General features: G+C 36.9%; 11 protein-coding genes. 7 read left to right on the top strand and 4 right to left on the bottom strand.

What is annotated here, in order from left to right:
• Window positions 1-129 precede the first annotated feature (129 nt).
• Together EKM03_RS00230 and EKM03_RS00225 are read left to right on the top strand one after the other, a co-directional pair.
• Window positions 130-1,071 carry an OmpA family protein gene (locus EKM03_RS00230; RefSeq protein WP_126457923.1) on the top strand — a complete coding sequence of 314 codons (942 nt, stop codon included), beginning with the start codon at window positions 130-132 and terminating at the stop codon, window positions 1,069-1,071.
• Between the two features lie 355 nt (window positions 1,072-1,426).
• Window positions 1,427-2,464: an aldo/keto reductase gene (locus EKM03_RS00225; protein WP_126457926.1), complete on the top strand. Its 1,038-nt coding sequence runs from the start codon at window positions 1,427-1,429 to the stop codon at window positions 2,462-2,464.
• 51 nt (window positions 2,465-2,515) lie between these two features.
• Here the strand turns inward: EKM03_RS00225 and EKM03_RS00220 are convergent, their stop codons facing one another.
• From EKM03_RS00220 to panC, 4 genes are all read right to left on the bottom strand, one after another.
• Window positions 2,516-4,483 carry a transglycosylase domain-containing protein gene (locus EKM03_RS00220; RefSeq protein ID WP_126739677.1) on the bottom strand — a complete coding sequence of 656 codons (1,968 nt, stop codon included), beginning with the start codon at window positions 4,481-4,483 and terminating at the stop codon, window positions 2,516-2,518.
• Between the two features lie 378 nt (window positions 4,484-4,861).
• Window positions 4,862-6,223: a DNA repair protein RadA gene (gene radA / locus EKM03_RS00215; RefSeq protein WP_126451935.1), complete on the bottom strand. Its 1,362-nt coding sequence runs from the start codon at window positions 6,221-6,223 to the stop codon at window positions 4,862-4,864.
• A gap of 235 nt (window positions 6,224-6,458) precedes the next feature.
• Window positions 6,459-6,809, bottom strand: coding sequence for an aspartate 1-decarboxylase (gene panD / locus EKM03_RS00210; protein WP_126451936.1), 351 nt, complete (start codon window positions 6,807-6,809; stop codon window positions 6,459-6,461).
• A gap of 14 nt (window positions 6,810-6,823) precedes the next feature.
• Window positions 6,824-7,672 carry a pantoate--beta-alanine ligase gene (gene panC / locus EKM03_RS00205; RefSeq protein WP_126552972.1) on the bottom strand — a complete coding sequence of 283 codons (849 nt, stop codon included), beginning with the start codon at window positions 7,670-7,672 and terminating at the stop codon, window positions 6,824-6,826.
• A gap of 108 nt (window positions 7,673-7,780) precedes the next feature.
• Here panC and EKM03_RS00200 point away from each other — a divergent pair, with 108 nt between their 5' ends.
• From EKM03_RS00200 to EKM03_RS00180, 5 genes are all read left to right on the top strand, one after another.
• Complete coding sequence (locus EKM03_RS00200; RefSeq protein WP_126457938.1) at window positions 7,781-8,587, top strand: glycogen/starch synthase; 807 nt, start codon at window positions 7,781-7,783, stop codon at window positions 8,585-8,587.
• Window positions 8,588-8,607: 20 nt separating this feature from the next.
• Complete coding sequence (locus EKM03_RS00195; RefSeq protein WP_126567881.1) at window positions 8,608-10,197, top strand: DUF4270 domain-containing protein; 1,590 nt, start codon at window positions 8,608-8,610, stop codon at window positions 10,195-10,197.
• A gap of 9 nt (window positions 10,198-10,206) precedes the next feature.
• Window positions 10,207-12,054 carry a glutamine--fructose-6-phosphate transaminase (isomerizing) gene (glmS, locus tag EKM03_RS00190; protein WP_126457944.1) on the top strand — a complete coding sequence of 616 codons (1,848 nt, stop codon included), beginning with the start codon at window positions 10,207-10,209 and terminating at the stop codon, window positions 12,052-12,054.
• A 387-nt stretch (window positions 12,055-12,441) separates the two neighbouring features.
• Window positions 12,442-15,267, top strand: coding sequence for a carboxypeptidase-like regulatory domain-containing protein (locus EKM03_RS00185; protein WP_126552976.1), 2,826 nt, complete (start codon window positions 12,442-12,444; stop codon window positions 15,265-15,267).
• A 33-nt stretch (window positions 15,268-15,300) separates the two neighbouring features.
• Window positions 15,301-16,770 carry an SGNH/GDSL hydrolase family protein gene (locus tag EKM03_RS00180; protein ID WP_126457950.1) on the top strand — a complete coding sequence of 490 codons (1,470 nt, stop codon included), beginning with the start codon at window positions 15,301-15,303 and terminating at the stop codon, window positions 16,768-16,770.
• Window positions 16,771-16,854 lie beyond the last annotated feature (84 nt).

Below are 16,854 nucleotides of genomic sequence, written 5' to 3'. Positions count from 1 at the left end.
GTTACAATCTTTTCTCTCGTTAAAAAACGAGAGAAAAGGATTTTCACTTCTATCGGGGCTAGGGCATCCGAATGCAATTCAAATTTTTGATTTCAAAACAACAATAAAAACGATATAAACACCATTAAAATGATTAAAAAATTTTCCTTAGGATTACTCGTATTGGCACTTTCAACATCCTGCGTGTCAAAAAAAATATACAATGACTTAGAAAGCAAGTATGCGGATTCCAAAAAGGAAAACCGAAGCCTAACGGACGAAAATGAAGATTTGCTGAAAACTAAAAACCAATTGGATTTAGATAGGACTGCTTTAACTTCTGACTTGAGTGCTTCTAAAGCAGCACTTGATAAATTGAAAGCAGATTATGCTGCTGCTCAAAACAAACTCGAAGTCCTGCAGGATTCCTATGCCGCTTTAGAGAAAAACAGCGGAGAGGCTTTACAAAGTAACATGAAGAAAAATCGTGATTTACTAGGCCAATTGGATGAGAAAGCAAAAGCGTTGGCAGTAGAACAAGAGCGTTTGAGCAAAAGTGCCCAGCGTTTGCAAGAATTAGAAGACTTGATCGCCGCCAAAGAAGCCAACATGAAAAAACTAAAAGAAACACTCTCTAATGCTTTGAATAGTTTTGAAGGAAAAGGATTGACTGTCGAACAAAAAAATGGAAAAGTATACGTATCCATGGAGAACAAACTGCTCTTCAATTCCGGAAGTTGGTCAGTAGGTTCCGAAGGGAAAAAGGCAGTAGTAGAATTAGGTAAAGTTTTAGGAGACAATCCTGAAATCTCCGTTCTTATTGAAGGACATACGGATGATGATGCTTTTTCAGCTTCTGGACCAATTGCGGATAACTGGGATTTATCAACCAAAAGAGCCACCGCAATCGTAGCTATTTTGAGCGAAAACTCAAAAATCAACAAACAAAGTCTTACCGCCGCAGGACGAGGAGAGTTCTCTCCGCTAGCCAGCAATGCAACTGCTGACGGAAAAGCGAAGAACCGCAGAATCGAAATCATTCTTACCCCAAGATTAGATGAAATTGCCGAAATGCTGAATGAAATAAATTAAGGTTTAAAGGTTAAAGTATAGAAAGGTTCAGAGTGTATGCTTTGAACCTTTTTTTGTTCTCTACGGGATGTTTTATAAAATAATCTCCAGTTTTATAAGTTTAACCATTAAGGAATTAAGAAAATTATGCGTGAATTCTTAATGAAACTTACTCTCTTAATGATTTAAAAAAGAAACCTTTTCTTAACCGCTAATTCGCTAATTTTATCTTTCGTTTCAAGGGCTTTTAATTTGCGAATTCGCGGTTATTTTTTTAACATCCTGTAAACTTTTGTCAATTTTCTGTTAACACTAAATCGTAACCGCAAACTAATTTTATCTTTGTTTTCGAAAATAAAATAAAATTTCCTTAAATATGAAATATACAACATTACCAAATACTGATATAAAAGTCAGCAAAATTTGCCTTGGAACCATGACTTTTGGGCAACAAAACACAGAAGCTGATGGTCACGCACAAATGGATTATGCTTTTGAAAACGGAGTCAATTTCTTTGATACTGCCGAAATGTATTCTATTCCGGGGCGTCAGGAAACCTATGGAAGTACAGAGAAAATCCTTGGAACCTGGTTCAAGAAAACAGGGAAAAGAGAAGAAATTGTTTTGGCCTCCAAAATTGCCGGACCCAATCCTAATTTTGGCTACATGAGAGAAAAATTAGATTTTTCGCCCGCCAGTATCAAGTTTGCATTGGACAGTAGTTTGCAACGCCTGCAAACTGATTATCTGGATGTGTACCAATTGCATTGGCCGGAACGTAAAACCAATTATTTTGGACAACGCGGTTTCAAAGTGCAAGACGATGCTTGGGAAGATAATATTCATAATGTGCTGGAAGCATTAGACGGTTTTGTCAAGGAAGGAAAAATAAATCACATAGGTCTTTCAAATGAAAATCCTTGGGGAATTATGCGTTTTCTGGAGGAAAGCAAATACAATAATCTGCCAAGAATAAAGACGATTCAAAATCCGTATTCGTTATTGAACCGACTTTTTGAAAACGGGTCCGCTGAAATTTGCCTGAGAGAAAATGTTGGTTTATTGGCGTATTCTCCAATGGCTTTTGGCGTTTTGTCCGGTAAATTCCTTACTGGCGAAGCGCATCCAAATGCCAGAATCAAATTGTTTCCGCAGTATTCCAGATATAGCAGTCCACAATGCACCGAAGCCACGCGGCTATATCAGGAAATCGCTAAGAAAAACGGATTGACCTTGACGGAATTGTCGTTGGCATTTATAGCCCAACAGCTGTTTGTAACCAGCACGATTATTGGCGCAACCACATTGGAACAATTAAAAGAAAATATTGATACCATTCAAGTGTCACTTTCGGATGAAATCTTAAAAGCGATTGATGAAGTGCAAGCCGTGATTCCGGATCCGGCACCTTAATTTAATAAACCCTGTCAGATTTTGGAACTCTGACAGGGTTGTTTTTAATAATTAAAGATCAAATTCATCATCAACGGCTAAGGAATCCATTTTTATTTGAGTTGAATCTTGTATTTTAAATTTGATAAAAGATTTTGCAGGTCCTGAAATCAAAATTGGTAAGGATTTGTAAATCGTGTCTTCAGGAGTTAATAGTCCTCTTCGAAACATAATATTGGTTAAGAACGATTCTTGTTTTACAGCAAAATCTTTCAACATCCCTTGATCGTTGAACTGATACATGAATTTTTTTGGACTTGGAATGATTCTAGCAAGATACAAGCATTCGTTCAGCGATAATTCCAAAGGCGTTTTTTGAAAGTAAAACTGACTTGCTTCGCCAATTCCATATACATTTGGACCCCATTCGATAATATTTAAATACACTTCGAGCATGCGTTCCTTGCTTACAATCCGGTTATTTTCCAGAATATAAACCAATAGAATTTCTTCCAATTTACGTGATATTGTTTTCTCCCTGCTCAGAAAAGCATTTTTTACTAATTGCATGGTTATGGTACTGGCGCCACGGGAAAACTTTTTAGTTTTTATGTTTTTGATGATGGATTGTTTGAAAGCTTCGCTGATAAAACCACGATGCGAAAAGAAAGAAGGATCTTCCGTTGTCAAAACCGACTTTCGTAAATAGGGTGAAATTTGGTCCAGTGGCGTGAAATTTGGATTAGCAGAGCCCACTAAAACCGGACGTAGCAACACGTTCTTTATAAGTGCGCGATACACAAATTCGCCATTGAGTTTGTTCAGGTTGGCTTCACCGTATTTTGTAATTTTTAGATTTTCTTTTTTTAGTTTGCTGTCAAAAACCAGTTGATTGGGTTTGTTTTGGTTGAATGCAAAGTCCAATTTGTAATCAAAAGTACCACTGGCTTTCATGCCTTGAAAATTGGCAAATAAACCGTCTGGAAGCGAAGTGATAAAATCCTGCGCGTTCATTTTTGGAATATTCACTTTGAGTTTATAAATCGTGTCTTTTTCAGTTTCATAAGCCACATAAGGATGAAATTTTATCTTGTTTAACTGAACTGTTGAGGTGCTGTCAATCGAAATAAAATCAGAACCCAAAAGAAAACGGTAGTTAAATTTGGCGTTTTTTAGCAATACATCTTTGCTGGCGATTTTAGGATGGTTGAGTTTTAAATTAGCAATAGCCATAAACCCATCGATATGCAATTCATCACCGTCTTTATCTATGTTTTGAATATTCAAACGAATGGAGTCAAAGCTTGATTTTAGGTTGAACCGCTCGTCTAAATACGGCATTTTGATGGCACCGGTGTCGATATTAACAAATCTAATATCGGCTTTTTTATTTCTGGGATCGGCAAATCCTTTAATTTTCCAGTGCTGAGTAAAGGTGTTGGTTTGCACTTGAATAGCAGTTTCAAGTTGCTTGTTGACCAATCGCAATTTTTGGAAATTGATGTTTGTTTTTTTTCCGTTATCGTTAATTCGGATCGAAAGATTGTTCAGAATCATATCAGTTGGAACTAAATTTAGTGCTTTTGAGATGATTCTGTAGGCAAATTGAGCGTAATCTCTTTTCTCATTTTGTACTGGTGTTTGATTGTCACTCTTTAAAAAAGCATCGTAATTTCCCTTTTTCCCTTTTTTTACTAATTGAATAAAACCATTCTGAACCTCTAAAGTACCAAGTTGTAGGTCGCCGGTTATCAAATGCCACAAATTGACACTAGTTTTTAATTTTTTAATTTTAAAAAGCGTATCGGCATTTTTTGGAACCAATGCTATTTCGGTAAGATTTAGACCGGACAATCCTTCAAAAGAAGCTTTTTTTATCGTAAAAGTACTGTTGTAATCCATTTTCATTTCATGGGAAACTTTTGCAATGGTTTGCTGTAAAACGGCATCACGAAAGAGGTAAAAAGCAATAATTATAGTGGTAAACAATACAAAAAGTATTTTTGTTGCTAGAATTATGTTTTGTTTTTTGGTTTTCATAAACAGTTTTAAAAATAAAAGAATCTAAAATACAAGGCGTTTATAATATTATTCATAAAGAAAAGGAAAATAATACTAAAGCTGAGTTTTTTATAATTTTCTTTATAGTTTTGATTGGATAAAATTAATACTATTCCATTTTAGGACATAAAAAAACGACAACATTTCTGCGTTGTAGTTTTTGATATTAGCGGCAGCAGTGCCATTAGTAATTGTATTTCGGTTTTTTATATCCCGATAACGGATTTGCAATCCGTGCCCTTAGTGTATTTGAAAACAAATCAAGACTACAACTTCTGCGTCGTAAACCAAACAATCACAATTAGTTGCAACACTAAATGTATAAGAGAAACGTTATTTTAGATTTGTCAACAAATATCATCCAAACAACTCACTCGCCACGTCTTCAATTTTGGCTACTAATCGAATGTTAATTCCGGTATTTTTCAATGCAATTTTATTGTATTTAGAAACAAAAATGGTCGAAAAACCTAATTTTTCCGCTTCCTGAATGCGTTGGTCCACGCGGTTTACAGGACGTATTTCGCCGGAAAGTCCCACTTCGCCGGCAAAGCAAAAACCTTTATTGACTGCTATGTCTTCATTCGAGGATAAAATAGCGGCAACTACAGCCAAATCTATTGCCGGATCATCCACTGAAATTCCTCCGGTTATATTCAGGAAAACGTCTTTGGCGCCAAGCCTGAAACCGGCTCTTTTCTCTAAAACGGCCAGAATCATATTGAGTCGTTTGGCATTATAACCCGTCGTGCTGCGTTGTGGCGTTCCGTAAACGGCGGTGCTTACCAAGGCTTGAATTTCAATCATCAACGGGCGCATGCCTTCTAAAGTTGAAGCAATTGCTGTTCCGGATAATTCCTCGTCTTTATGCGAAATCAGTATTTCGGATGGATTCGAAACTTCGCGTAAACCATTGCCCAGCATTTCATAAATACCAATTTCAGCAGTGGATCCGAAACGGTTTTTTAACGAACGTAAAATGCGATATACGTGATTTCGGTCACCTTCAAACTGCAAAACTGTGTCCACCATGTGTTCTAGGATTTTTGGTCCGGCAATGTTACCGTCTTTGGTGATATGACCAATCAGAATCACGGGAATATTAGTTTCTTTGGCAAATTTGATTAGTTCGGCAGTGGTTTCCCGTATTTGAGAAATACTGCCGGGAGTGGATTCGATATAATCCGTATGCAAGGTTTGAATGGAATCGATAATCACGATTTCCGGTTGTATGGCTTCAATTTGCTTGAAGATGTTTTGGGTTTTGGTTTCGGTAAGAATATAGCAATTGTCACCGCTGGGCGTGATTCTTTCGGCACGCATTTTTATTTGTTTCTGGCTTTCCTCGCCTGAAACATATAAAGTTTTATACGGTAATTTTAAAGAGATTTGGAGCAACAGCGTGCTTTTTCCTATGCCGGGTTCACCACCTAAAAGGATCAAGGAGCCGGGAACGATTCCACCACCCAGAACGCGATTTAGTTCGCCATCTGTCGTGTCCATTCGGATTTCCTGAGCAGAATCAATTTCGTTTATTCGTAACGGTTTTGGTGCTTTACTGCTAGAAGTAGTTTCGCTTTTCCAAGCTGTTTTTTCTTGTTTCTGTATAATTTCTTCTGCTATTGTATTCCATTCTTTACAGGAATTGCATTGCCCTTGCCATTTGGCATATTGTGCGCCACAGTTTTGGCAAAAAAAAGTTGTTTTTACTTTTGACATTATTTTTTTGGTATTTGGCTTTTCATAGCATCCTGTTTTTCTAGTAGCAACCGTTTGGTTAAAGTACGGGTATTTCACGCTCACTAGGAGAAGCAATATACTACATTATAAAAAATTAGCCACTGTTGCTTTTCTTTTTCTTGTTTAAAAAATAGAGCATCAGTGGCTGGAAGTGACAAGGGCCTTTTGCGTATCATAAACGATACCATAAAGAGCCGTTTTAGAATGGAATGTTTTAGGTCAAAGAATTGTCTTTTTCATTGGGAAAAACAACCCAAGGCTTGAAGGTTTTGGCTTCTTCAAATTCCATTGTTGCGTATGAGATGATGATGATGATGTCGTCTTTTTGCACTTTTCTGGCCGCAGGTCCGTTGAGGGTTATGGTTCCTGAATTTCTTTCGCCTTTGATGGCGTAGGTTTCAAAACGTTCACCATTATTGATGTTAACAATAGAGACTTTCTCCCCCTCAATGATGTTAGAAGCATCCAGTAACGTTTCGTCAATGGTAATACTTCCGATATAATTCAGATCGGCTCCCGTTACTTTAACGCGGTGAATTTTTGATTTTAAAACTTGAATTTGCATGCTACAAAAGTAAATTAATTTAATGAAATGGTGTCAATCAAACGAATATTGTTGACTATTACAACAATAAAGGCACGGTATTTTTTATTTTTATGTTTTCGGGTACACGGAAGCAGGGTTGCTTCATCAGCAATAACGAAATATTCCAATACAAAAGTAGGATTGTTCCGGAATGATTTTTGAACCCATTCTGAAATTTCTGCGGTACTTTTTGTAAAAAATTGGGCTTTTACAGAAGTTAATATTTTGTAGATGATAGCTGCTTCGGCTCTTTCCAGAGCTGATAAACGCTCATTTCTGGAACTCATGGCCAGATTGTTAGGCTCTCTAAAAATGGGGCAGCCAATTATGGTTATGTTTAAATGGTTTTTAGCTACCATTTTTTTTACGATTTGCAATTGCTGAAAATCTTTTTCCCCAAAATAGGCTTTTGTAGGTTGAACAATCTCAAAAAGACGTTTTACAATTGTACCGACACCATTAAAATGTCCGGGTCTGAACTTGCCTTCCATTTGATTTTCAAGTCCATCAAAATCAAAATGTTCAGCAAGGGGTGTTCCATCATAAATATCGACCACCTCAGGGGCGTATAAAATGATATTTGGATTCAAAGCCGTAAGTTTTTTTACGTCTTCATCAAATGTTCTTGGGTATTTTGCCAGATCTTCGGAATTGTTGAATTGAGTAGGATTGACAAAAATACTCACTACCGTATTCTCATTTTCCAACAATGATTTTTGCATTAATGCCAGATGACCTTGGTGTAAAGCACCCATAGTTGGAACAAATCCAATGGTGGAGTGAAGTGCTTTTATAGGTTTCAAATAGTTCATTAAAGATGCTTTTCCGTAGAAAATAGGCATGACTGTATTATTAAAATTAAATGCAAACTTACTATTTTAGTTAATAACTGCATAAATTATTGTAATTTTGCACTGTTTTTATTGCCAATAAATTAAGTAAATTATAATATGAAAGATAAGAGGATATTATACGTATCATCTGAAGTGGTGCCTTATCTCGCTGAAAACGAGGTTTCTTTAATGTCTTATGACGTTCCGAAAATGATTAATGATCAAGGCGGACAGATAAGAATTTTTATGCCAAGGTATGGAAATATTAACGAGAGAAGACATCAGTTGCACGAAGTTATCAGACTTTCGGGCATGAATTTGGTAGTGAATGACTTGGATATGCCTTTGATTATTAAAGTGGCATCTATACCAAAGGAACGAATACAAGTGTATTTTATTGATAATGATGAATATTTCAAGCGCAAAGCGACTTTTGCAGATGAAGAAGGCGTGATGTATCCGGATAACGATGAGCGTGCTATTTTCTTTGCAAAAGGAGTGGTAGAAACCGTGAAAAAACTCAATTGGGTGCCAGATATTATTCATGTTCATGGCTGGATGGCGGCAATGTTGCCCATTTACATGAAACATTATTATAAAAATGAAGCATTGTTTTCAGAGACAAAAATCGTTACATCGGTTTACAGTCAGTCTTTTGAAGGAACTTTAGATGCTGGAATGATTAATAAAGTAAAATTTGATGGCATACCTAAAGAAGATATTGCTGATCTTGAAATCCCGGATTATGAAAATATTATTAAGGCCACGATAAAACATTCTGACGCTGTGATTATTGCCTCGGAAAACCTGTCTTCAAGTTTAACAAAATTTATAGAATCTTCAGGAAAACCTTTTTTATCTTTCGTCCCGAAAGATGCATTCGCGGAAGCTTATACTAATTTCTACAGAAACGAGGTTCTTTAAATTAAACTTTTTTATTAAATATGTACAATAATTCTTTCTTTAAGAAAATTCTGGTAGTGGCAAGTATTGCTTTTTTATATTCTTGTGATAAAGATTATAATGAAATTGGAGCGGGTTTAATAGGTGAAAATAATTTTAACCTGGAAAAAGAAACGTATGATGTAATAGCCTACAATCAAAAAACGGGGCCAATACAATCTAATAATCTTGCGGTAAGTCCTTTAGGGATTTTTAATAATCCTAATTTTGGCGAAGTAACAGCAAATTATGGTACACAATTGACATTGGTCACTCCTATATCTACTATAGGTGCAAATGCTTATATAGAAAGTGTAGTCTTAACAATTCCATATTTTAGCACATTGACCTCCTCATCTACCACAACAGGAAATGTGTATCGCTTAGATTCAATTTATGGTGTTGAAAAAGCTAAAATGAAAATTAGCATCTATGAGTCGGGTTACTACATGAGAGATGCGGATCCGGTAGGTGGTTTTCAACAGGCTCAAAATTATTTTACAAACCAAAATACAGAATTTGATAATGTTAAAGTATCCAGTCGTTTAAATGACGCTGTGGATACAGCACAAAACGATGCTTTTTTCTTTGATCCTGCGGAGCATGTAGTCGCGGTTACGGATTCCTTAACTAATGCTGTTACCACAACAAGAACGGCTCCAGGAATGCAAATTAGTCTAAATAGAGGTTATTTTAAAACAAGGATAATAGATGCTGTTGCTTCGGGGAAATTAGCAACAAATGATGTTTTTAAAGACTATTTTAGAGGCCTGTACTTTAAAATGGAGAAAGCGGCAGGAAGTGCCGGTAATTTAGCAATGTTGGACTTTAAAGCAGGAAAAATTACGATAAAATACAATGAAGATTTGGCCTCAACTACTGGAGGGAGCCCAACACGAGTTAAAAAAACCATAGTGATGAACCTGACAGGAAACTGTGTTAGTTTGTTAGAAAACAATTTTGGAAGTAGCGGACTTGCCTATAATGCTTTGCCTAATACGGGAAATACTTCGGAAGGAGACGAGAAATTATACCTTAAAGGGGGCCAAGGATCCGTTGCAGTATTGAGTCTTTTTAACACTCCGGGTCAGTTAGAAGCCATTAGGAACAGTGGCTGGTTGATCAATGAAGCAAGTCTTGTTTTTCATATTGATGCGGAGGCTATGTCAGGTAGTTATGAACCAAAAAGGATCTATCTATATGATTTTAATAATAATCGGCCTATTGTGGATTATTATATGGACTTAACGTCTAATACTGCCAATCTCAAAAAAGCAAAAACAGTTTTTGATGGGAATATTAACGTAAATGCTACTTCCAAAAAAGGGTTGACATACAAGATTAGAATAACCAATCAAATACGAAATCTTATCAATGTTAAGGATTCAACTAATGTCAAATTAGGTGTTGTTGTTACCGAAGACATCAGTGTATTTCCTTCCCATAAATTGAGAACTCCTAATTCTTTTATCACCGGAGCGCCAAAAGCTTCTGTTATGAGTCCTTTGGGAACTATTTTATATGGCTCAAAATCTACCGTCCCAGTTGATAAACGATTGAAACTTGAAATTTTTTATACAAAACCAAATTAAGTCAAATTTATGTGTGGAATCGTTGGATATATCGGTTATAGAGAAGCTTATCCTATTGTAATAAAGGGATTAAAAAGGCTTGAGTACAGAGGGTATGATAGTGCCGGTGTCATGCTATATGATGGCGAAAACTTGAAACTGTGTAAGACAAAAGGAAAGGTTTCTGATCTGGAGGAGAGCGCTTCTTCTAGCATTACTACCAACGGAACAATTGGAATAGGACACACACGTTGGGCTACTCATGGAGTTCCTAATGATGTAAATTCGCATCCGCATCTTTCTAATTCGGGAGATCTAGCTATAATCCATAACGGAATTATTGAAAACTATTCGCCCTTAAAGGCAGAGTTGATAAAAAGAGGGTATGTATTTCATTCAGATACGGATACCGAGGTGTTAGTGAATCTAATTGAAGAAGTACAAAAAAAAGACAATCTAAAATTAGGCAAAGCAGTCCAGGTCGCTTTAAACCAAGTGGTGGGCGCTTATGCAATTGCTGTCTTTGACAAAAAAAATCCAAATGAAATTGTGGCTGCCCGTCTGGGAAGTCCATTGGCTATAGGTGTTGGAGAAGGAGAGTTTTTCATTGCTTCTGATGCTTCCCCATTCATAGAATATACATCGAATGCTATTTATTTAGAAGACGGTGAAATGGCGAATATCAGGTTGCACAAACCGATGAAAATCCGAAAAATTAAAGATGATTCTTTAGTAAATCCGAATATTCAGGAACTTCAAATGAATTTGGAGCAAATTGAAAAAGGAGGATATGATCATTTCATGCTGAAAGAAATTTATGAGCAGCCAAGTGTTATCAAAGATACTTATCGTGGAAGGCTTCATGCTAATCAGGGATTGATTCAAATGTCTGGTGTGGAAGATAATTTAGAAAAATTTTTAAACGCCGATAGAATTATAATCGTTGCTTGCGGTACTTCTTGGCATGCCGGTTTAGTTGCGGAATATATATTTGAAGAATTTGCCCGTATCCCAGTTGAAGTTGAATATGCATCAGAATTCCGTTATAGAAATCCTATAATTAACAGTAAAGATGTTGTGATCGCCATCTCTCAATCTGGAGAAACAGCAGATACAATGGCAGCAATTAAGTTAGCCAAAGAAAACGGGGCATTTGTTTTTGGAGTATGCAATGTGGTAGGTTCTTCTATTTCTAGAGAAACACATGCTGGAGCCTATACACATGCCGGACCTGAGATAGGTGTTGCTTCGACCAAGGCTTTTACCACTCAAATTACGGTTTTGACTATGATTGCGTTGCGTTTGGCTAAAGCCAAAGGGACATTGTCAAATTCTGTTTTTCATGCTTATTTACAGGAATTAGAAATTATACCTGAAAAAGTAAAAGAAGCTTTAGAGACAAACGAGAGAGCAAAAGAAATTGCGGCGATGTTTAAAGATGCTCCAAATTGTCTTTATCTGGGGAGAGGCTATAACTTTCCTGTAGCGCTTGAAGGAGCCTTAAAGCTAAAAGAGATTTCCTATATTCATGCTGAAGGTTATCCTGCTGCTGAAATGAAACATGGACCAATTGCACTGATAGATGAACACATGCCAGTAGTCGTTATTGCGCCTAAACAAGGCCATTACGATAAAATTGTAAGTAATATACAAGAAATAAAATCCAGAAGTGGTAAAATTATAGCAGTGGTGACTAAAGGCGATACTCAAGTTAGGGAGTTAGCAGATTATGTTATCGAAATACCAGAAACTTCAGATGCTTTATCGCCGCTGATAACTACAATTCCGTTACAGCTCTTGTCGTACCATATTGCTGTTATGCGGGAATGCAATGTAGATCAACCTCGTAATTTAGCAAAGTCGGTTACTGTAGAATAAAATAAAATATAATAGGGATATTACTGATATCCTTTTTAGTAGTGCCAGCCTCGAAAGAAAAACTTTCGAGGCTTTTTTTATTAGTACTTCTTTTGTCTTTAATTTTTTTCCGAAATACAAACGAATCATAAATGTTTTGCTCTTTTGACGCTTTTATCATATATCCAAAAATCAATAATAATTTTGTGATAAATGTATTTTTTATATGCATGCATAGTGAAATTTTGATTTTTTAATCTAAATTTTAACATTTTGAAATAAAATATAAATGTAGAATAACTGCAAATGAGGCAAAATTACTGATAAATATGAAATTTTACAGGTGATTTTTTATTAATATCAAAAATATTTGTACTTTGGCTTCCTAAACCAACAAAATAGAACCCAATGAGAGTGTATTTACTTTTTTTGTCATTGTTTTTTTGCAGTCTAACCTTTGCTCAAAACTCAATTTCAGGTACTGTTACTGATAGTAACAACCAACCAATTCCTGGAGCCAACATCAAGATAGTTGGAGATGCTTCTGGTACAATTACGGATCTAGACGGTTCTTTTGTATTGCAATCCTCTAAAAAACCACCTTATTCAATTGAGGTGACCAGTGTGGGGTTTGTTTCTCAACAAATTAGTGTTGTTTCTAGTAGTCAAAAACTACTCATAAAGCTTTTAGATGAAGAGAACAAGCTAGATGAGATCGTTGTTTCTGCTTCAAGAACACCAGAACGAGTGATCGAGTCTCCGGTTACTATTGAAAGAATGGGAATTCAGCAGATAAAAAACACCACGGCGCCAACCTTTTATGATGGTTTAGAAAACCTGAAAGAGGTGCATTTTAATACCAGTAGTATTTCCTTTAAATCGATTAATACAAGGGGGTTTTCAACTGTCGCCAATACGCGTTTCATGCAACTGGTAGACGGAATGGATAATTCATCTCCGGCCTTAAACTTTGTTTTGGGGAATTTAATAGGACTTTCTGATATTGATGTTGCTAATGTAGAATTACTGCCGGGAGCTTCCTCTGCATTGTATGGTGCAAATGCTTTCAATGGTATTTTATTTATGAACAGTAAAAATCCGTTCACAAATCAAGGGATCAGTACCTACGTAAAATATGGACAAACAACCCAGAAAGTAGCAGGAACTAATGATTATTTTGATTTTGGACTTAGAGCTGCCAAAGCGTTCAGCAAGCATTTTGCCGCCAAAGGGAATTTTAATTTTATGAGAGCTACAGAATGGATTGCTGCTGATCAAAGAAGCGTTACTGGCGGATCAATAGGTCATGCTAATAATCAAAATTATGACGGATTAAATTTATACGGTGATGAGGTAACTACTTTCATCACTAATGTTGGTCAGGTAAGCAGAACGGGATACCGGGAACAAGACCTGAATGACAATAAAGTAAGAAGTGTAAAGGCAGATTTTTCTTTACATTTTAAACCATGGGAAGGGGAAACCGAAATTATATTACAGCACAAAATAGGTTTGGGGAGCACTATTTATCAAGGAGCGAATAGATATGCACTCAATGATTTCTTTATGCAACAAACTAAAATAGAAGTAAAAGGAAAAAATTTCTTTGTAAGAGGGTACATAACGGATGAAGATGCAGGGAATTCCTATGACATGCGTTTTGCTGCTTGGAATGTTAATAGAGCGGCAAAATCAGATACAGAATGGTTTACGAACTATGCTACAGCATATCAACTTTCAGGTGCAGTTTTGGGAACTAATGCACAGTTATCTGCTGCGAATGCAAGGAACTATGCCGATTACAATATTAAACCGGCTGGACTTCCTTTTTTGCCAACTCCAACAGGGAGTGCGCGATTTGAACCGGGTTCGGTACAATTCAATCGTGCTTTGGCGACTGCAATAGCGGAACCGGATCTAACCAAAGGAGCTAAATTTATTGATCAATCAAAAATTTACCATTCAGATGTAAATTATAATTTTAAAGATCTAATAAAATTTGCAGAGATCCAATTAGGAGGGTCATTCAGACAATATGAAATGAATTCTCAGGGAACAATTTTCACTGATTTTGATGGTCCTTTACGTTATAATGAGTATGGTGCTTATACGCAATTAACTAAAAAATTCTTAGATGACCGATTGAAATTTACTGGGTCTGCACGGTACGATAAAAGTCAAAATTTTAATGGAAATATATCCCCTCGTGTCTCTTTAGTGTATTCTGCGGGAGAGTCAAAAAGACATAATTTCAGGGTTTCTTATCAAACTGGTTTTAGAAATCCAACAACTCAAGACCAGTATATTGGTCTTGACTTAGGGCCATTTGCTTTAATTGGTTCAGCTCCTGAAAACTTAGATCGTTTTACAGAGGTTAGAGGAGTTAGTGCGGCGGGACAAGCAATGGGCGTTCCTGCTACGTTAACATTAACAGGACAAAATGCGTATAACAATTCGTTTACGCTAGCTTCAGTTCGGGCTTTTAGTGCGGCAATAGCGGCTAATCCAGCTAATGTTCCGGCTGCAGCAGCTTTGTTGCAAGTGGCTAATATAGGGCTGGTAAAGCCAGAAGAAGTTCAGGCACTTGAGCTAGGATATCGTACGGTTGTAAATAATGACTTATCAATTGATATTAATGGATATTACAATGTGTATAATGATTTCATGAATGTTTCAAGAGTAATTAGTCCTTATTATGGGGACGTTAACACGACATTTGATTTTGGAAATCCAGCAACTTTAGCGACGCTTTCTGCATTAAGTAATGGAGATAGAAGAGTGTACCAAGTGTATACGAATACTACTGCAAAAATCACGTCTCAAGGTTTTGGTGTAGGCTTGTCTAAGAAAGTGTATAAAGATTTTGAGGTTGGTGTAAATTATAATTTTGCTGAATTTAGTTTTGATCAAGCAGAAGATCCAGGTTTTGTAGCTGGTTTCAATACGCCAAAACATAGGGTTAAAGCGTCTGTAGGAAATGATAAATTATTCAAAAATTTTGGTTTTAATATCAATGCGAGATACAATACGGAATATTTATGGCAGTCCTCTTTTGCTGATGGAATTGTTCCTGAAAACACGGTCTTAGATGCTCAGATTAATTATGGTTTTCCGGCCTTAAAATCAGTGCTTAAAGTGGGAGCTACTAATATTGGAGGAAGGGATTATATTCAGGTAATTGGAGCGGGTGCCATCGGACAGCAATGGTTTGCTTCTTGGACAATTAATCCGTAGTTCAGAAAAGTCAATAATTTTAAAAAATATATTATGATAAAAAATTTCAAATGGCTGTTGTTGATTTCGCTAACCTTCGCAGCATGTAATAACGAGGATGACAATGCTGGGCCAGTTGAGGTTCCTATAACTTCCGGAACAGCAAGTTTTTCAAAATACGTTGCTTTAGGAGATTCATTTGCCGCAGGATATAGTGATGGCGCTCTTTTCAAAAAAGGACAAGAAAATTCGTATGTAAACATCCTGTCGCAACAGTTCGCTTTAGCAGGTGGTGGTGAATTTAAAACGCCATACACCAATGATAATATTGGTGGCTTATTGTTGGGAGGGAATGTAATTGCAACAAATAGGTTGTATTTTAATGGTTCAGGACCTGTTCAGGTAAGCGGTACTCCTACCACAGTAGTTACAAATAAAGTAGCTGGGCCTATTAACAACCTAGGAATTCCAGGAGCTAAAAGTTTTCATTTAGTAGCCCCGGGCTATGGAAACGTAGCCGGAGTGGCTTCTGGTGCGGCTAACCCGTATTTTGCTCGTTTTGCTTCAGCTTCAGGAACGACTGTTTTAGCAGATGCCCTGACTCAAGCACCAACGTTCTTCTCCTTGTGGATTGGCGGGAATGATGTCTTGACGTACGCTACCTCTGGAGGTATAGGAGTGGACAGAACCGGAAATTTTAACCCTGCTACTTATGGTTCTAATGATATTACAGATCCAACTGTTTTTGCAAATGTGTATACCGGGCTGGTGAATGCCTTGACGGCTAATGGTGCAAAAGGGGTGGTTGCGAATCTTCCTTATGTAACTACACTTCCTTATTTTACAACAGTTCCTTATAATCCAGTTCCATTGACTGCCGCTGTGGCTGCACAATTAAATGGAGGTTATGCTGCTTATAATGGAGGTTTGCAGGCAATGGTCACTAATGGGTTACTTACAGCAGCTGAAGCAACAAGAAGAACTGTTAAGTTTGCTGCAGGAGCGAATGCCGTGGTGATTGTAGATAGCTATTTGACAAATTTGAGTGCTTTTGGAGTTCCTTCGTTCAGACAAGCAACTAAAGAAGATCTTTTAGTGCTTACGTCGAGAACTTTTATTGGAACACTAGTAGGAGGGAATGCTGCAGCTGTAAACGGCGTTTCGGTGCCTCTTGCTGACAACTGGGTTTTATCTAAAGCGGAGGTGGCGGAAGTCAAAGTTGCTACAGATGCTTATAATGTTACCATCAAAGCAGTTGCTGATGCTAAAGGATTAGCTTTTGTAGATGCTAAAGCCACTATGGCACAACTGTCTTCAAGCGGAATTCGTTTTGGGAATTTTCATATTACGGCGGCTTATGTTACTGGTGGTGCTTTTTCACTCGATGGAGTGCATCCCAGCGCAAGGGGATATGCATTAATAGCAAACCTTTTTGCAAATTCTATAAATGCTAAATATACAGCTACGCTAAGACCTGTTGATTTAGGACTCTACCCTATTCAATATCCGGCTTCTATTCAATAATTAGAATTTGATTTTTCCATAATAACAACCACCCGTTTGATGACGTGGTGGTTGTTTATTTTAGTGACAACTCGGTCTTTTGTT

The sequence above is a fragment of the Flavobacterium sp. GSP6 genome (assembly GCF_003984855.1).
In the GTDB taxonomy this organism is placed as follows: domain Bacteria; phylum Bacteroidota; class Bacteroidia; order Flavobacteriales; family Flavobacteriaceae; genus Flavobacterium.
This window is presented reverse-complemented; position numbering and strand designations above follow the sequence as displayed.

Excerpts from the sequence above, each read along its gene's own strand:
- EKM03_RS00230 (WP_126457923.1), top strand. The coding sequence starts at position 130 with ATGATTAAAAAATTTTCCTTAGGATTACTCGTATTGGCACTTTCAACA.
- EKM03_RS00225 (WP_126457926.1), top strand. The coding sequence starts at position 1,427 with ATGAAATATACAACATTACCAAATACTGATATAAAAGTCAGCAAAATT.
- EKM03_RS00220 (WP_126739677.1), bottom strand. The coding sequence starts at position 4,483 with ATGAAAACCAAAAAACAAAACATAATTCTAGCAACAAAAATACTTTTT.
- radA (WP_126451935.1), bottom strand. The coding sequence starts at position 6,223 with ATGTCAAAAGTAAAAACAACTTTTTTTTGCCAAAACTGTGGCGCACAA.
- panD (WP_126451936.1), bottom strand. The coding sequence starts at position 6,809 with ATGCAAATTCAAGTTTTAAAATCAAAAATTCACCGCGTTAAAGTAACG.
- panC (WP_126552972.1), bottom strand. The coding sequence starts at position 7,672 with ATGCCTATTTTCTACGGAAAAGCATCTTTAATGAACTATTTGAAACCT.
- EKM03_RS00200 (WP_126457938.1), top strand. The coding sequence starts at position 7,781 with ATGAAAGATAAGAGGATATTATACGTATCATCTGAAGTGGTGCCTTAT.
- EKM03_RS00195 (WP_126567881.1), top strand. The coding sequence starts at position 8,608 with ATGTACAATAATTCTTTCTTTAAGAAAATTCTGGTAGTGGCAAGTATT.
- glmS (WP_126457944.1), top strand. The coding sequence starts at position 10,207 with ATGTGTGGAATCGTTGGATATATCGGTTATAGAGAAGCTTATCCTATT.
- EKM03_RS00185 (WP_126552976.1), top strand. The coding sequence starts at position 12,442 with ATGAGAGTGTATTTACTTTTTTTGTCATTGTTTTTTTGCAGTCTAACC.
- EKM03_RS00180 (WP_126457950.1), top strand. The coding sequence starts at position 15,301 with ATGATAAAAAATTTCAAATGGCTGTTGTTGATTTCGCTAACCTTCGCA.